The 16,261-nt window shown below is 73.1% G+C and carries 17 protein-coding genes; 13 read left to right on the top strand and 4 right to left on the bottom strand.

Translation table 11 applies throughout. The features are described 5' to 3' along the window. Positions 1-89 precede the first annotated feature (89 nt). From G6W55_RS00505 to G6W55_RS00490, 4 genes are all read left to right on the top strand, one after another. Positions 90-1,775, top strand: coding sequence for a hypothetical protein (locus G6W55_RS00505; RefSeq protein WP_175518712.1), 1,686 nt, complete (start codon positions 90-92; stop codon positions 1,773-1,775). Beyond that, complete coding sequence (locus tag G6W55_RS00500) at positions 1,772-3,043, top strand: hypothetical protein (protein WP_175518711.1); 1,272 nt, start codon at positions 1,772-1,774, stop codon at positions 3,041-3,043. Before G6W55_RS00505 ends, G6W55_RS00500 begins: the two co-directional genes overlap by 4 nt. 74 nt (positions 3,044-3,117) lie before the next feature. Next, positions 3,118-3,747: a hypothetical protein gene (locus G6W55_RS00495; RefSeq protein WP_175518710.1), complete on the top strand. Its 630-nt coding sequence runs from the start codon at positions 3,118-3,120 to the stop codon at positions 3,745-3,747. Between the two features lie 50 nt (positions 3,748-3,797). Beyond that, the gene (locus tag G6W55_RS00490; protein WP_175518709.1) at positions 3,798-5,027 is read left to right on the top strand and encodes an OmpA family protein; all 1,230 of its coding nucleotides are present in this window, start codon (positions 3,798-3,800) and stop codon (positions 5,025-5,027) included. A gap of 24 nt (positions 5,028-5,051) precedes the next feature. Here the strand turns inward: G6W55_RS00490 and G6W55_RS00485 are convergent, their stop codons facing one another. Further along, positions 5,052-5,588, bottom strand: a complete 537-nt coding sequence (locus tag G6W55_RS00485) for a MarR family transcriptional regulator (protein WP_175519142.1) — start codon at positions 5,586-5,588, stop codon at positions 5,052-5,054. Between the two features lie 110 nt (positions 5,589-5,698). Between G6W55_RS00485 and G6W55_RS00480 the strand changes: the two genes are divergently transcribed. Next, positions 5,699-6,415, top strand: coding sequence for an SDR family NAD(P)-dependent oxidoreductase (locus tag G6W55_RS00480; RefSeq protein ID WP_030782371.1), 717 nt, complete (start codon positions 5,699-5,701; stop codon positions 6,413-6,415). Between the two features lie 220 nt (positions 6,416-6,635). Then, positions 6,636-7,352, top strand: coding sequence for a DUF4232 domain-containing protein (locus G6W55_RS00475; RefSeq protein ID WP_175518708.1), 717 nt, complete (start codon positions 6,636-6,638; stop codon positions 7,350-7,352). A 303-nt stretch (positions 7,353-7,655) separates the two neighbouring features. Here the strand turns inward: G6W55_RS00475 and G6W55_RS00470 are convergent, their stop codons facing one another. Further along, positions 7,656-7,859: a hypothetical protein gene (locus G6W55_RS00470; RefSeq protein ID WP_175518707.1), complete on the bottom strand. Its 204-nt coding sequence runs from the start codon at positions 7,857-7,859 to the stop codon at positions 7,656-7,658. Between the two features lie 29 nt (positions 7,860-7,888). On the opposite strand from G6W55_RS00470, the gene G6W55_RS00465 reads away from it, so the two are divergent. Both G6W55_RS00465 and G6W55_RS00460 read left to right on the top strand, forming a co-directional pair. Continuing rightward, on the top strand, positions 7,889-8,719 hold the full coding sequence (locus G6W55_RS00465) for a sensor histidine kinase (RefSeq protein WP_175518706.1): 831 nt from the start codon (positions 7,889-7,891) through the stop codon (positions 8,717-8,719). Further along, entirely contained in the window at positions 8,665-9,327 is a 663-nt protein-coding gene (locus G6W55_RS00460; protein ID WP_309243583.1) for a response regulator transcription factor, read from the top strand. The genes G6W55_RS00465 and G6W55_RS00460 overlap by 55 nt, the downstream gene beginning before the upstream one ends. Before the next feature lie 3 nt (positions 9,328-9,330). Here G6W55_RS00460 and G6W55_RS00455 read toward each other — a convergent pair whose 3' ends face one another. After that, positions 9,331-10,101, bottom strand: a complete 771-nt coding sequence (locus G6W55_RS00455) for an ABC transporter permease (RefSeq protein WP_030782358.1) — start codon at positions 10,099-10,101, stop codon at positions 9,331-9,333. Positions 10,102-10,167: 66 nt separating this feature from the next. On the opposite strand from G6W55_RS00455, the gene G6W55_RS00450 reads away from it, so the two are divergent. Beyond that, complete coding sequence (locus G6W55_RS00450; protein WP_175518705.1) at positions 10,168-10,629, top strand: hypothetical protein; 462 nt, start codon at positions 10,168-10,170, stop codon at positions 10,627-10,629. A gap of 4 nt (positions 10,630-10,633) precedes the next feature. Here G6W55_RS00450 and G6W55_RS00445 read toward each other — a convergent pair whose 3' ends face one another. Next, positions 10,634-11,974: an NAD(P)-binding domain-containing protein gene (locus tag G6W55_RS00445; protein WP_175518704.1), complete on the bottom strand. Its 1,341-nt coding sequence runs from the start codon at positions 11,972-11,974 to the stop codon at positions 10,634-10,636. Between the two features lie 198 nt (positions 11,975-12,172). Here G6W55_RS00445 and G6W55_RS00440 point away from each other — a divergent pair, with 198 nt between their 5' ends. From G6W55_RS00440 to G6W55_RS00425, 4 genes are all read left to right on the top strand, one after another. Beyond that, a complete protein-coding gene (locus tag G6W55_RS00440) occupies positions 12,173-12,826 on the top strand; it encodes a TetR/AcrR family transcriptional regulator (RefSeq protein ID WP_175518703.1) in 654 nt (217 codons plus the stop codon). Beyond that, complete coding sequence (locus G6W55_RS00435; protein WP_175518702.1) at positions 12,823-14,550, top strand: FAD-dependent oxidoreductase; 1,728 nt, start codon at positions 12,823-12,825, stop codon at positions 14,548-14,550. The genes G6W55_RS00440 and G6W55_RS00435 overlap by 4 nt, the downstream gene beginning before the upstream one ends. Next, positions 14,547-15,161 carry an acetoacetate decarboxylase family protein gene (locus G6W55_RS00430; RefSeq protein WP_175518701.1) on the top strand — a complete coding sequence of 205 codons (615 nt, stop codon included), beginning with the start codon at positions 14,547-14,549 and terminating at the stop codon, positions 15,159-15,161. Before G6W55_RS00435 ends, G6W55_RS00430 begins: the two co-directional genes overlap by 4 nt. Before the next feature lie 100 nt (positions 15,162-15,261). Continuing rightward, a complete protein-coding gene (locus G6W55_RS00425) occupies positions 15,262-16,188 on the top strand; it encodes an alpha/beta hydrolase (RefSeq protein WP_175518700.1) in 927 nt (308 codons plus the stop codon). Positions 16,189-16,261 lie beyond the last annotated feature (73 nt).

Raw genomic sequence — 16,261 nt, 5'->3', positions numbered from 1 at the left:
TCCGTATGCCGCCGTCGTCGTTCCGACCATCGTTCGCAACCCGCACCCGAACCTCCAGCGCCGAACCGGACGCCGAGCGCCGCCGGTCGGTGACGGCCCGCGTCGCGGCGCTGGCGCCGGATCCGGCCAGGCCCGTCCCCGGTGTCGTCGTGGAACTGCGCGAGGCCGTCGTGCTCGCGCGCTACGAGGACGCCGCCGCGTCGGGCCTGGAACGGCGGCTGCACGGCGCCCTGCCCGAACCCCCGCCCCCCGACCCGCCGGACGCCGACCCTCGCCGCCCCGGGGGAGCCTGGCGATGGCTCTCGCAGACCCTCGATCAGGGCGTCAAACTGAGCACCGTAGAAAGCGCGTTGCTCGCCATGGCGGCCAGGGGCGAGCCGCACGGCGTCGAACTGTCCGGCACGCTGATGGCGACCGGCATCGGCGATCTGCACGCCGTGCACGCCGAGTTGTCGCACGCCGGCGAGGCGGCCGTCCACTATCTGCGCGACGTCGTGGCACACACCGACTACCTGGACCATGCGTGGGACGTCCTCCAGGAACAGGCGCTGCCCACCCTCGTGGACACCGTCAAAGGGCTGCTGCACATCAGCGCCGAGGCGGACGTGTCGCTGGGCGGACTCGTCTCCCGCGCCCTGCACGACCAGGCCCTCGGTGTCGGCAAGACCCTCTTCGAGGAGTTCCTCCACCATCCGCTGGGCGAGGACATGACGGCCCACCTCGACCTCGCGGCCCAGCACGGCCTGGACGCCCTGGAACACATGGGCACGGGCGTGCTCCACGCGATCACCGACTCCGGGATCCCCTTCTTCGGACTGCTGTTCTCCTCGGCCCGGGAGTTCCGCAAGGTGCGGCGAGGCGAGATCGACATGTGGCTGGCGGCCCAGCACGTCGTGGAGGACACGGCGTCCGCCGCGATCGGCGCCCACGCCGGCATGATCGTCGGCGCCGCGCTCGGACTCTCCGGCGTCGGCCTGTTCGTGGCGCCGGTCGTGGGCGCCGCGGCCGGCCGCTTCGTCATGCACTGGATCCGCGGCCTCGTCGAGGACGACCCGGGCACCGGGCTGCCCGCCCTGGCCGCCGCCTACGACGAGGCCCTGGGAGCCCATCAGAAGGCCGTCGAGCACTCCCTCAGGACCCGCATCGACGAAGCCCGCGCCTCCTACTCCGCTGGCTTCGAACCCGTCCCGCGCCTCGACGCCTCGGCCGTACGGGCCAGGGTCCACACCGCCGTGGAACGCCAACTCGCCCACGTCACAGGCGTACTGGGCGAGGCGCGGTCGTACACGGAAGACGCCGATGACGCCGTGTTCCGGGTGAAGGTGGAGCAACTGCGCGTCCAGGCCCGGCGCTGCCGGGACGACTTGGCGCGCTCGCACCGTATGGCCCTGGCCGGGGACCACCTCACGGCGCTCACCGTCCTGCTCGACAACGTCCCGCCCGCCACGGACGAGGGCGTCGAGGACGGCGCGCACCCCGAGGACGCCCGGTACCGTGCGGCGCTGCTCGCCGAGGCGACCGAGCTCCAGCGGCTGCGCCACGAGCACCGCGAGGCCGTGACCCGGTGGATGACGCGCGGTGCCGCCGGGCAACGGGAGGTGATGCTCGCCCTCGAACAGCACCACAAGCGGGACACCGAGGACACCGAGGACGCGCTGAGACAGGCCGGCGACGCACTCGGCGAGGCCCTGAAGGCGCTGCCGCCGCCGGCCCGACCCGACGAGGAACCACCGCGGCCCGGCGAGGGGCCCGGTGGGACGAAGGGACACCGATGACGACCTTTCCCCGGCGCACCGTTCCGACGTACACCGCCGACGGCAGCGAGCAGGTGGCCGAACTGCTCGCCGCGGAGCGCGCCGTCCGCTCCGAAAGCCCCACCCCCGGCGAGTACTTCGCCGTCGTCACCGTCGTCAGCACCGACACGGTCGGCGAACTCGCGGCCGCGGACCCCCTGATGGACGCCCAGCGGACGCTGCTCGCCGAGCACCGGCGCTGGCACGCGGCCGACGACGCCTTCCGGATCTGGGCGAGGGACCCGCGCCCCGCGATCCGGCGGGAGACGGCGTACGAGGCCGAACGCGCCCGCGCCGCCGAGGAACGCGCCGCGGACCGCAGTCCGGCCGCGCTGTTCACCCTGCCCCGGCATCTGCTGATCGTCACCGAACTGATCCTGGTGCTCACCGAGTTCCTGTTCTGGCTCAACGCCTTCACGTTCGGCGACGCGACCGGCGGACTCGATCTGCGCGGCTACGCCCTGGCCGCCGTGATCCCCGTCAGCAGCGTGCTGGCGGTACGGGTGGCGGGCGCGCTGTGCCGGCCGTTCGCCGCGCGGCTCGGCAGCTCCGGCGGCGACGGGGCGACCCGTCCCCGCCCCTCGCCCGTCGGCCCGGCGGCCGCCCTGCTCGTGGCCCTGGGCCTGATCGCGGTGACCTGCCTGCTCACGGCCCAGAGGCTCGACGGCTCCTCCGCCTTCACCGCGTTCGGGGACCTCAGCCCCAGCGGGCCCCTGGTCGCCCTCGTCTTCGCCGGACTGCTCCTGGCCGACCTCCTCGCCCGGATCTTCGGACGCGAGCGCAATCGCGACGCGGTGGAGACGGCCCGGGACAAGGAGGTGCGCGCCGACGACAGCAGGGAGCACCGCCTGCGCGGCGACTGGCGGAACGCCCGAACGGCGTACGAGGAAGCGGGAATCGAGCTGGACCGGCTCGTGAACGACCTGATGGTGACGGCCGTGGGCAGCCGGGCCGCGGCCGCCGCGCTCATCCTCGCCGAACGCTCCCGGCACAAGCCGCCCGTGTCGGGCGAGGAGGACAGCGGCCTCTCCGCCTCCTCCCACCCTGACGGTGATCCGGGACTGCACATCGCGGGGCTTGACGTCCCCGAGGTGGCGTTCCGCCATGTGCGGGCCGCGCGGGCGCTGCGGGCACGACTGGAGGCAGAACTGCCGCGGGCGCTCCCGCCCCAGGGCGCCGGCGGCGCGGGCGGCACGGGCGGCACGGAGGACACCCGAACCCCTGACGACGGCTTCGGGAGCGACCGGTGAGCCCGGGCGGCGCTCCCCGGCTGGCGGTGCACCCCCGTCTCGCGCGATCGAAGCGGCTGGCGGGAGCGCGGTCCGTGGAGCTGCCGGCGGTCCCGCTCCCCGCCCGCCTCGTCTGCGCCCGCCTCGGCGGCGAGCCGTTCGGCCCGCCGCTGCGTCTCGTCGTGGCGCTGGACGTCTCTCTGTCGTCCCTGCGCGCGCTCCCCGCCGCCGCGCCCGGACTCGACGCGTTCGCCGTCTGGCTCGGCGGTGAGCTGCGGGACGACGACGAACTCGCCGTGGTGGACTTCGCGGAGACCGCCCGCGTCCGCCTCGAACCGGCCCCGGTCGGAAGGCCGTTCGCCCTGCCCGCTCCGCTCGGGCCCGAACTCGGCCACACCGCGTCGACGTTGGACGCCCTGACCGGGCCGGTCGGGGCCCTGTGCGTCGTCGACCGGGACACCGTGCTGGTGGTCCTGAGCACGGGGGAGCTGACCGGGCTGCCCGACCACAACTCTGGCGGCGACGCTGACCACTTGGCGCTCATCGGACTGCGCGCGGTCCGCATGCCCGCCTTCCACCGCTCCGGCCTCGGCCGGGTCCCCGGCTGGGACCCGCCGCACGGCCCCGCGCCGCGCGTCTACGACGGCCGGGACGCGGAGGACGTCGCGCTCGCCCTCGGGGCGAGCCTCGCCGCACTGACCGGGCGGCCACTGGTCGTCCGCTGAGGCCGCCCGGACATTCGGGACACGAGTGGAACCAGTAGGGGGAGCGAGAAGTGAAGAGGACGACACCACGCCGGACGGCCGCCATGGCGGCGGCGCTGCTGATGGCGCTGGCGCTCGCCGGCTGCCAGGACGAGGGCGGCGGCAACACGACCGTACGGAACCACGTGGACGAAAAGCAGTGCGCGGACGTACGGAACGCCGAGCAGCCCGCGTCGGCGAAGACGGTCGCCCTGATCGGCGACGTCACCGCGTCCGTCCGTGCCCACGAGATCGCCCCGCCGGGGGCGGCGGACGCCCTGACGGCGGCGCAGAAGGAGCACGCGCGCGTGACGTTCGTCCCCGTCGACGGCACGGACGCCGTCCGTGATCCGGTCGCCGGCTACAGCCTCGACCCGCTGCCGGACAACCGCTCGGCGTTCGCGAACCGTGTCCGGGCGGCCGCCGTCGCCTGCGCCCGCCGCGACGCCCGGGGGAGCGCCCTGCGCCCGCGGAAGCCGGGCAGCGATCTGCTGACCGCCCTCGCCACCGCGGCCCGGGAACGCCCCTCCTGGATCGTGATCGACTCCGACGGCATCTCCACCGCCGGTGCCCTGGACCTGGCCGACACGGGGTACGACGTGTCCCCCGACGACCTCGTGGCCCAGCTCCGGGAGAGCGGCTCGCTGCCGCGGCTGCCGGAGGGGGTGCGGGTGACCTGGCTGTCCCTCGGCAGCAGCAGCGTCCCGCTGGGCACCGCCCACGTGGAGCAGTTGCGCGCCCTGTGGCGCGCCCTTCTGACGGCGTCCGGGGTGTCGGCGGACGACATCGAGTTCGACGACCGCGCGGCACCGGCGGCCACCGCCACGCCGTCCGGCGGGACCGATGGTTCCGGTCTGCCGCAGGACACCGTCCCGGAGCCGAAAGTCGTCTCGCTGAACGACGGTTGGGAGATCCCCGCCGCGCTGCTGTTCGCCCCGGAGAGCGCCCGGCTGCTGCCGTCGACCGAGACCACGCTCCAGGACGTCGCCGACCGGATCCGGGCCGCCCCCGGCGCCCGGCGCTACACCGTGACGGGTCACACCGCCGCGTACGGCACCGCGGCGGGCCGGCGCACCCTGTCCGTCCAGCGGGCGGCGGCGGTACGCGACGCGCTGGTCCGGCTCGGCGTCCCACGGGACCGGCTCACCGTACGGGGCGTCGGCGCGACGCGACCCAAACGCCCGGAGATCCTCCCCGACGGCACCCACGACCTCTCGGCGGCCCGCGAGAACCGGCGCGTCGTCATCGAACCGATCTCCTGAGACCGGGACTTGGGCTCTCTCACGTCACGACTGAGCCGTGCGTCGCCGTACATCGGTCATCAGCTTCTCCAACAGCCCGATGAGCAGGTCGCGTTCGTCCGCCGACAGATCGCTGACGAGTGTGGCCTCGCGGCCGAGGACGGCGTCCACGGACCGTTCGATGAGCGCGTGGCCGTCGGCCGTGAGCGACACCTCCACGGACCGGCGGCCGGTGGTTCCCGCCGCCCGCCGGACCAGACCGTCCCGTTCGGCCCGGGCGACGCGTTGCGAGACCGCGCCGGCGGTCACCAGCGTCCGCCGGGCGATCTCGCGGGTGCTGAGCGAGTAGGGCGGCCCGGAACGGCGGATGACGGAGAGCAGGTCGAGCGTCGCCGCGTCGATGCCCGCCTCGCGCAGCACCCGGCCGCGGTCGTCGGCGAACAGTTTCCCCAACCACCAGATGGGCGTGACGATCTCGATCGACTCCGTGGGCGTGCCCGGCCGCTCCCGCCGCCACGCCGCGGCGATCTCCGCGGGCGGGTAGGAGGGCACGTGCTCTTCGGGCACCTGCTCTTCGGGCACCTGCTCTTCGGGTACGGCGCCGCTGTCGGCCACGGTGGAATCCCTCCGCACGGAATCGGATCGGCTATGTTTAGGTCTAAACGTAGCAGCGAGGCATGGAGGAGGAACCCTTGACCCGCACCGTGCTCGTCACAGGAGGAACCAGCGGCATCGGCCGTGCCGTAGCGGCCCGGTTCGCCGCCGACCGGGCGGAGGTGTACATCACCGGCCGCCACGCCGACACCGTCGAACGGGCGGCGAAGGAACTGGGCGTGCACGGCGTGACCTGCGACGCGACCGACCCCGGCCAGGTCGCGGCACTCGCCGCCCGGTTCGACGCGCTGGACGTCCTGGTGAACGCGGCCGGCGGTCTGCCCGGCCCGACACCCGGCGATGTCCCGCCCCTGGAAGGGGTGTTGGCGCAGTGGCGGGCCAACCTCGCCCAGAACCTGCTCGGCGCGGTGCTGACCACGGCCTCCGTACAGGACAAGCTCGGCCCGGGCGGCACGGTCCTCAGTATCGGGTCGATCGGCGCCGAGCGCCGGGGCGGCTCCTACGGCGCGGCGAAGGCGGCACTGGCCGCGTGGAGCGCCTCGCTCTCCGGCGAACTCGGCCCCCGCGGGGTCACCGTCAATGTGATCTCCGCGGGCTACATCGCCGGAACCGACTTCTTCCAGGGGCAGATGACCGACGAGCGCCACGCGTCGCTGGTGGGGGAGACGCACGACAAACGCCCGGGCACGGTCGACGACATCGCCGAGACGGCCCACTTCCTCGCCTCGCCCGGCGCCCGGCACATCACCGGCCAGACCATCCACGTCAACGGCGGTGCCTTCACCACGCGATAGCGCCCTCAGGGACCGGGCCAACCGCAGGACGACCCCGCCGTCGGTCCACGGTCTACGTGAACGCCGTTCCCGACGCCCGAAGTCGACGACGTCTCCGGCTCCGCGGCGGACGCCGTCGGCACCCTCGCTCTCCTAGCCTCGACGACATCGCGGGGGCGACAGACGTCGCCCACCGAGAGTCGAGTACGGCCGGGACCAGCCGGCCACGGGGGAAAACATCATGCGTACCGATGCCTGCGACAACCGCACGACACCAAGGAAGACCAAGGACCCCAGGACGAACGGGGGTTGGAGGTCCTACGCCGTGACGGCCGCCGCGTTCGCCGCGGCGTTCGCCGCCACGGCGTGCGAGCCCGACACGGCCGACGGCGCCGGCTCCACTCCTTCGGGCCGGCCGAGCGCGTCGAGTCCGGCGAAGCCGAGTGACTCCGGTGGTGACAACTCGGGGGGCACCACCGGTGGCGGCGGGAACGGCGGCGACAGCGCCGCCGTTCCCGACTGCGCCGAGGAGGACCTCTCGTTCGGCACCACCCTGGAGGACGGGAAGGGAGAGGTCCCCAAGCATCTCCTGATCGCCGTCACCAACGCGGGCGACAAGAAGTGCGCCGTCCACCACTACCCGTACCTCTTCCTCGGCGACTACGCCGAGGCCCGGTACCCGATCGACGTGTACGAGGACAGCGACCCCGGGGAGGGCCCCGTCGTCCTCGCACCCGGGGACGAGGCGTACGCCGCGCTGCTCGCCTCCGGTGTCCCCATGGACCAGTACGAGACGGACTCGGTCACCCTTCTCCTGCACGGCCGTGAGCACGGCGGCGACGGGAGCGGGCCGATCGGCGTGGACCTGCCGCGGGTGGTGGCGTTCGACGACGGCGCCCGCGTCACGTACTGGACGACCGCGTCCGGCTACGCGCTGGACTTCATCATGGACTCCTGACGGCCCGGGGCCGCGACTCCGCGTGGGGGCGGATCAGTTGAGAACCGTCGTCTACCATGACCGGATGCCCGCGACGCAGGCCCTCCGCCCGCGCCCGGCCCACGTGGCCCTCGCCGCCGGCTTCGCCGTCGCCGGCTGTCTGGCGGGCGCCTTCTACCATCCGGCGCCCTGGCGGCCGTTCGACCTGTGGGCCCACCTGCTCACCCTGCTGATCGCCCTCTCGCTCGCGCTGCGGGAGAACCGGCCGTTCGCCGTGCTCGTGGTCACGGCGGCGGGCTTCGCCGGCTATCTGCTGCTCGGGTATCAGCCCTCGCTCAACTTCTGGGTCCCGGCGGTGGCGTTCGTCTCCGTCGCGGCCCGGGCGGCGGCCCGCGCCCGCATCGTCTGCGGGGCCGCGCTGCTCACCGCCGTCATCGCGCTCAGCGGGGTGTGCGGGCGGCTGCCCTGGCCGGTCGTGGCCGTACAGGCGCTGATCGTGCCGGCCGTCGCCTTCGCCGTCGGACTCACCCAGCGCCGACTGGCCGCGCAACGCCGAGTTGCGGCGGCTGACCGCGCTGCTCGACCGGCAGCAACGCCAGGAGGCCCGGCGGGCCGTGCTGGACGAGCGGTTCCGGATCGCGCGCGAGCTGCACGACACGATCTCGCAGCACATGACGATCGTCACCCTCCAGACCGGTGTGGCCGAGTACCTGTTCCACGCCGACCCGCCCGCCGCCCGCACCGCCCTCGGCACCGCCGCCGCGGCCGGACGGGAGTCGCTGGACGAACTGCGCCGACTGCTCGTCGTCCTGCGCACCCACGACCTCGGCGGCACCCCGGGCGCGGAGGATCCGGCCGACGCGCTCCCCGACGATCCGCTTCCCGACGACCTGTTGGCCGACATCGGCCGCATCCCCGCGCTCGCGGAACGCCTGGAGGCGGCCGGCCTGCACGTCGAGATCCGGTTCACAGGTGAACGCAGACCCCTGCGCCCCGGGCTCGAACTGTGCGCCTACCGCGTCGTCCAGGAAGCTCTCACCAACGTCGTCAAGCACTCCGGAGCAACGACGGCCGACGTCGAAGTCCGCTACCTGGACGACGAATTGCGCGTCACGGTCCTCGACCGGGGAGGCCCGCCTCCGGCCACGACGGGCGGCGGATCCGGACACGGCTTGATCGGAATGCGGGAACGGGCCAAGATGTGGCACGGCTCGCTGACCACCGGTGCGCACCCCGGGAGGCGGTTACCGGGTACAGCTACGACTCCCCCTGGGGCAGGACCGGGACGGCGGCTGATCCGAGACCTGAGCAGTGAGCATCTCCGAGGAGCGCTGTGGCCCGCATCCTGGTCGTGGACGATCAGCACCTCATCCGCTCCGGCATCGTGACCCTGCTGCGCACCGTCGAGGGGCTGGGACCGGTCCTGGAGGCGTCGGACGGCGAGGAGGCCGTCGCCGCCGCACGCGAACACCGCCCGGATCTGATCCTCATGGACATCAAGATGCCCCGGCTCAGCGGACTCGCGGCCGCCGAGCGCATCCTCGCCCTCGGCCTCGACCCGGCGCCCCGCATCGTCGTCCTCACCACCTTCGACGAGGACGAGTACGTGTACGCCGCCCTGCGCGCGGGCTGTAGCGGCTTCCTCCTCAAGGACATGCCGCCGCAGCAGCTCCTCAGCGCCGTCACCGCGACCCTCTCCGCCGACCTCCTGGTGGCCCCGGCCCGCGTCCGGCGGCTGGTCGAGCAGCATGCCGTACGCCAACAGCGGTTCCGTACCGGGGCCGACGCGACGAGCGTGCTCACGGACCGCGAGGCCGAGGTGCTCGGGCTCGTCGCCAAGGGTCTCGCCAACGAGGAGATCGCCGAGCGTATGAGCGTCAGCGAGTCGACCGTCAAGACCCACCTGCACCGCGCGATGACCAAGCTGAACCTCCGCAGCCGCGCCCAGGCGGTCGTGTTCGCCTACGAGTCGGGCATCGCCCAGGTCGGCGGATGACGCTCACCGGTGGATCCTGCGGCGGGCGATCAGTTCGAGGGTGAGGGCCACCGCGAGCGCCTCCACCGCGAGCAGGGCGATCAGCACGAAGACCTGTACGGCACCGGCCAGCACCGGCGAGGCTCCGCCGAGCAGCATGCCGACGAACGCCCCCGGCAGCGTGACCAGTCCGACGGTGCGGGTCTGGTCCAGGGCCGGCACCAACGCCTCCGACGCGGCACCCCGAGCCACTTCGAGCCGCGCCTCACGCTCCAGCAGGCCCAGCGCGAGGCCGGCTTCCACCTCTCCGTGCCGCTGGGCGAGTTCGTCCAGACCGCGCCGACCCGCCAGCACGGTCGCGGTCAGCGCCCCGCCCATGAGAATGCCGGTCACGGGAACGATGGCGATCCCGGGCACGGGCAACAGCCCGCCGATCACAAGTCCCGCCACGACCGGCGCCACCGGAACGGCGATCGGCAACGCCGCCCACCACCACGTCGAGTTACGGGTGATCCGCCGACCCGCCGTCCGGGTCGCGACGCCGAACATCAGACACAAGAACCCGACGAGCGCCGCGGTATGCCCCACCGCCCACCCGATCACCAGGGATACGGCGGCCAGTTGCGCGGCGGCCCGCACCCCGGCCGCCACGATCTCCCACGCCCGCCCGAACGACGCGTCCGGCGCCAGCCGAAACACCACGGCCACCCCGGCGGCGGCGACCAACAACACCACCAACGCGACACCGAGCCGCAGATCGACGGGCAACAAGGTCTCCGCGGCAAGGACATGCATCCACGGACACTACCCACCGCACCAGGAGCCCTACGCGGCGGCCGACGGCCCCCTATCGTGGTGACGATGGACTGGATGGCTCTCGCGAGCACCCTGGCCGGCGGCGCGATCGCCACGGTGTCCGCCGGGTACCTCGACCGCCGACGGTGGAGACGCGACCGGATCGACCAGCGCACCGAGGCGCGCCGCGCGCTCTACGGCGACTACCTGGCCGCCCTGTCCCAGGCCAGGCTGACCTTCAGCCGCCTCTCGCGGGACACGGGCGCCTCCGGCACGGAGCGCGGCAAGGCCGCCTGGGACGCCTTCGACCCGTGTTCCGGGTTCCGCCATCAGATGACGATCTCCGCCCCCGGCAGCGTCGTCGCGCCGTCCGAAGAGCTGTACCGCATCCTGCGCGACCTCCGGAACGCCATGGCCGAGGGCCTCCTCCTCGAAGACGGCGCCTACGCGGAACACCGCGTCCGGTACGACACCGCGCTCGACGCCCTCAGAGCCGCCATGCGCGACGACCTCGAGGCCGGACCGTAGACCGTCACCGCAGGCCACCCCGCACCGCGCCCCGCCCCCGCACCGCCCCCCGCCTCCGCTCCCTCCTCAGCTCCCGCAGATACGCCTGGGCGTCCACCTGGATCGTGTGGCGGGTGGACGCCACGTACCGGCGGGCCGTTCGGGTGCGGTAGGTGTGGATCTCGGCGTGCATGTGCTCGCGGTCGGGGAGGGTGCAGTGGCCCTGGATGAGGTCGGCGACCCAGTGGGACTGGGCCTCCGCCAGGGGCATGATGGCGCCGAGGGGCTGGACGAGGCCGATGAAGTACAGGCCGGGGCGGTCGGGGGCGGCGACCCGGCGGTAGAGGGCAGGGTTGTTGTCCCGGAGGCCGAGCACACCGTCCGCCAGGAAGGGGAACGAGATGTCGTACCCCGTGCAGTAGATGATCGTGTCGATCTCCTCCACGCTGCCGTCCTCGAAGAAGACATGACCCTCATCCGCCTTGCTCGGCGCGGGCTTTACCGTGATGTCGCCGTGCGCGAGCCGGGACAGCAGGTCGTCGGAGATCGTCGGGTGGGCGGCCAGAACGCGGTGGGCGGGAGTGGGCAGGCCGTAGTCCGCCAGCCGGCCGCGGCTCAGGCGGAGCAGGAGGTGGAGGCCGCGGTCCTGGACCGCGAGGGGCGCCCTGGCCAGCCAGGAGTGCGTGAGGTGATCGGTGGGGACGCCGAACAGATGCTTGGGCACGATGTGCGCGCCCCGGCGCATCGCGAGATACGTCCGCCGGGAGACGCGCGAGGTCTCCACGGCGATGTCGCACGCCGAGTTGCCGATGCCCACCACCAACACCCGCCGGTCGGCGAACGGTTCGGGCGTGCGGTAGTCGTGCGAGTGGAGTTGGCTGCCCTCGAAGTCCGACGACCCCGGGATGCCCGGCCGGGGCCAACGGGGCTTCCAGTGGTGGCCGTTGGCGACGAGTACGGCGTCGTACACCCCCCGCTCCTCCTCGTGCGTGTCGCGATGGCGCGACGTCACGGCCCACCCGTCCCCGTCCTGGACGACCTCGGTCACCTCGGTGCGGAAGCGGATCGACGGCCGCAACCCGAAGTGCTCCACGAACGCGTCGAAGTAGCGCGCGATGTGTGCGTGCCCCGGGTAGACCGGATACGCGTCCGACATGGGGAAACTGGCGTACTGCATGATCTGCCGGGACGTGTTGATGTGCAGCGAGCGGTACGCCGACGACTGCCCGTTGTCGTTGAGATAGCGCCAGTTGCCGCCCACGTCCGAGCCCAGCTCGAAGCAGTCGTAGGCGATGCCCCGCTCCGCCAGGACCTGACACGCGGCGATCCCGGAAGAACCGGCCCCGATCACACACACCTTCTGCATGCCGACCTCCTCATGACCACCCGGTCATATCGGGGGCCGGTCACAGGCTGGGCGTATCCGTCGCCTCCTGTCAACGGGTGCGGCGCGGTGCCGATCCCCTCAACAGCCTTCTGCCGCACAGTCGTTGACTTCGCCCACCCACCGCCCCCACCATGACCGGGCGGTCACATGACCGTCCGGTCATACCGAGGAGTGTCCATGCCCACGCCCACCTGGACCAGGCTGTCGCCGGCCCGCCGCGAGCGCGTCCTGGTCGCCGCGATGGACGAGTTCGGCACCCACGGCTACTCCACGGGCAGCCTGAACGTCATCGCCCGCGAGGCCGGCGTCGCCAAGGGCTCCCTCTTCCAGTACTTCTCCGGCAAGCTCGACCTCTTCACCTACGTCGCCGAACAGACCTCGCTGCGCATCTACGCCCGGATGCGGCGTTGGCTCGACGGCTACGACGGGAGCACGGACTTCGCCACCCACCTCGTCGACGCCCTGGAAGCCTGGCTCGACTACTTCGCCGGACACCCCCTGGAACGCGGGGTCACCGCGGCCACCAACATGGAGATGGACCCCGCGGTCCGGGACGCGGTCCGCGCCCCCGTGGATGCCCTGTACCAGGCCGGCCTCCGCCCCCTCCTCGAACGCGCCGTCGCGGCAGGGGACTTGAGGAAGGACGCCGACCTGGACGCCCTTCTCTCGCACCTCCTCGTCCTGCTGCCCCACCTCGCGCTCGTCCCGCACGTCCCCGGCCTCGACGGCCCCCTTCCGCTCACCGGCGTCCACCCCCAGGTCCGCCGCGAGAACCTCGAACGGCTCATCACCCCGCTGCTCGCCGACTTCAGAGCGAGAGACGACCGATGACCGCCGTCGGCCAAGTCCCCTTCGACTACGACGTCCTCGTCATCGGCTCCGGCTTCGGCGGCAGCGTCAGCGCCCTCCGGCTCACCGAGAAGGGCTACCGCGTCGGCGTCCTGGAAGCCGGCCGGCGCTTCGCCGACGCCGACTTCCCGCGCACGTCCTGGCAGGTGCGCAGGTACCTCTTCGCACCCCGTCTCGGCTGCACCGGCATCCTGCGCGCCTCCCTGCTCGGCGACATCCTCGTGCTCAGCGGCGCCGGAGTCGGCGGCGGATCGCTCGGCTACGCCAACACCCTCTACGAACCCCCGGACGCGTTCTACGAGGGCTCGCACTGGGCGTCCCTCACCGACTGGCGCCGCGAACTGGCCCCCTACTTCGCCCAGGCACGCCGGATGCTCGGCGTCACCCCCAACCCGCTGTTCACCGAGGCCGACCTGCTGCTGAGGGAGACCGCACGCGACCTCGGCTGCGAAGACACCTTCCGACCCACCCCCGTCGCCGTCCACTTCGGCCCGGCCGGCGCCGCACCCGGCACCTCCGTACCCGACCCGTACTTCGGCGGCGCCGGACCGGACCGCACCACCTGCGTCAACTGCGGTGCCTGCATGACCGGTTGCCGCCACAACGCCAAGAACACCCTGCCCAAGAACTACCTCGGCCTGGCCGAACGCGCCGGAGCACACGTCATGGAACGCCGCACCGTGACGGGCGTCCGCCGCGCGGGCGACGGCTGGGCCGTCACCTCGGTCCGCACCGGCGCCGTCCCCGGCCGACGACGGCGGACCCTCACCGCACGGCACGTGATCTTCGCGGCCGGCGCCCTGGGCACCCAACGGCTGTTGCACACCCTGAAGGACGACGGTTCACTCGCCGGAATCTCACCCCGGCTCGGCCTGCTGACCCGCACCAACTCGGAGGCGATCCTCGGAGTCCGCGCCCGGGAACGCGACGCGGACTACTCCCACGGCGTCGCCATCACCTCCTCCGTCCACCTGGACGACACCACGCACGTCGAGCCGGTCCGCTACGGCCGCGGCAGCAACCTCCTCGCCCTGCTCGGCGCGATGCTCGTCGACCCGGTCCCGGGACGCTCCCGCCTCCTCGTGGGACTCGCCGCCATGGCGCGCGGCGCCCGCCGCCTGCCCGCCCTGCACACTCCGCGCCGGTGGTCGCAGCAGACCGTGGTGCTGCTGGTCATGCAGACGGTGGACAACTCGGTCACCACCTACCTGCGACGCGGCCCGACCGGCCGGCGCCGTCTCGGCAGCCGGCCCGGCGAGGGCGCGCCCAACCCGACCTGGATCCCCGCGGGACACCGCGCCGCCCGCGCGGCCGCTGCCCGGATCGGCGGGCAGGCGTGCGGCACCTGGGCCGACCTCTTCGACGTACCGACCACCGGACACCTGATCGGCGGCTGCACCATGGGCGAGACCCCCGACACCGGAGTCGTCGACCCCTACCACCGCCTCCACGGCCATCCGGGCCTGCACGTGATCGACGGCTCCACCATCTCCGCCAACCTCGGCGTCAACCCCTCGCTCACCATCACCGCCCTCGCCGAGCGGGCCACCGCCCTGTGGCCCAACCTGGGGGAGACCGACCCCCGCCCCGCACCCGGACTCCCGTACCGCCCCGTCGCACCCGTCCCGCCGCGCCGGCCCGCCGTCGCGGCCACCGCCCCCGCCGCCCTGCGCCTCCCCCCACCCCATGGAACGGACGCGGTATGACCGCCTACCCGGACGAGCCCTGGCACCTGGCCGGACAGATGTACCTGTCCCTGTGGGCCGTACGACGTGCCGCGATTCCCCCCGTCGCGCCCGGCCTGCGCCCCCTGACCGTCGCGGGCCGAGGGCTGGTCGGCGCCGCCTGGGTCGTCTACGAGAACGACAGCGTCCTGCACTACAGCGAACTGCTGCGGGCGGTCCTGGTACGGGACGGCGCCCGGGCCCGGGTCTGCGTCACCGACATCTGGGTCGACAGCGAGGCGTCGATGGCGGGCGGCCGTGCCCTGTGGGGCATCCCCAAGGAGATGGCGGCCTTCGACGCGGAGCGAACGGACGGCAGCGCGTCCTTCACCGCCCGGACCGGGCAAGGGGTGCTCGCGACCAGCCGCTGCACCGAGCGGGGACGTCTGCCCGGGCGCTGGCCACTGGCCTACAAGGTGGCGCAGAGCCTCGACGGCCGGATCAAGACGAGCCCGGTGCGCAGCCGCGCCGAGCTGCGACGGGCGCGTGCCGAATGGACGGCACCGGCCGGCAGCCCGGTCGCCGCACTCGGCGACCGGCCCCCGCTGATCAGCCTCGCCCTGCGCGACTTCACCCTGCGCTTCGGCGGCTGAACGCGCCACGGCCAATGCGTCAACGGCCGTACGCGTCGGCCGAGTTCGACCGCGACCGGCTCAGACATCACTGTTTCCTCCCCACAGAAAAGGTGATCTCGTGTTCCGTACGCTCCTGCGCTCCTTGACCGCCCTGCTGCTCACCGCGGCAGCCGCCCTCACCCTCGCACCCACCGCACAGGCCGCCCCCGCCGTGCGGGCGACGGACCCCTTCACCACCGGGTCGTTCCCCGTCGCCTACACCGACCTCACCGTCTCCGCCTCGGGCCGCTCCTACAGCGCACGCGTCTGGTACCCGGGCACGACGGCCGGGGCGAACGCGCCGGTCGCCGCCGGCACCCACCCCGGCCTTGCCTTCGGACACGGCTTCTTCCAGGGCATCGGCCAGTACGAGAGCCTCCTCAGGCACTACGCGTCCTGGGGCGTCATCACCGTCGCGCCCAAGTCCCAGGGCGGTCTCTTCCCCAGCCACACCGCCTTCGCCGACGACCTGAACGCGGCGCTCACCTGGCTCACCGTCCAGAACGGCACCGCCGGTTCACGCTTCGCCGGCGCGGTCAGCACCGACCGGCTCGCCCTCTCGGGCCACTCGATGGGCGGGGGAGCGGCCCTGGTCGCGGCGGGCCGCAATCCGGCCGTCGCCACCGTCTCCACCCTCGCGGCCGCCGAGACCAACCCCTCGGCCGTCGCCGCCTCCGGCGCGCTGACCATCCCCGTCCAGTACGTCGGCGGCAGCTCCGACACCATCGCCAAGGTCGCCGACCACCAGCGCAAGATGTACGACGCCAAGCAGTCCGCCACCCAACTGCGCGTCATCACCGGCGGGTTCCACTGCGGCTTCGAGGACAGCTCCGGCATCGGCTGCGACAGCGGAACCGTCACCCGGGCCACCCAGCTCCGCCTGACCTACGGCATCACGACCGCCTGGCTGCTCCACACCCTCGGCGTCGACTCCTCCCTCCACGACCAGGTGTGGGGCGCCGCGGCCCAGAACCTGACCGGAGTGACGTACACCGCCAAGCCCTGATCCCCCGGCGGGCGGCCACGGCGCACCCCGCGGCCGCCCGCCGTGCTCCTCGTGCGCGATTCCGGTCCACTTC

This window comes from Streptomyces sp. CAI-85, from assembly GCF_013363615.1.
Taxonomy (GTDB): Bacteria; Actinomycetota; Actinomycetes; order Streptomycetales; family Streptomycetaceae; genus Streptomyces; species Streptomyces antibioticus_B.
This window is presented reverse-complemented; position numbering and strand designations above follow the sequence as displayed.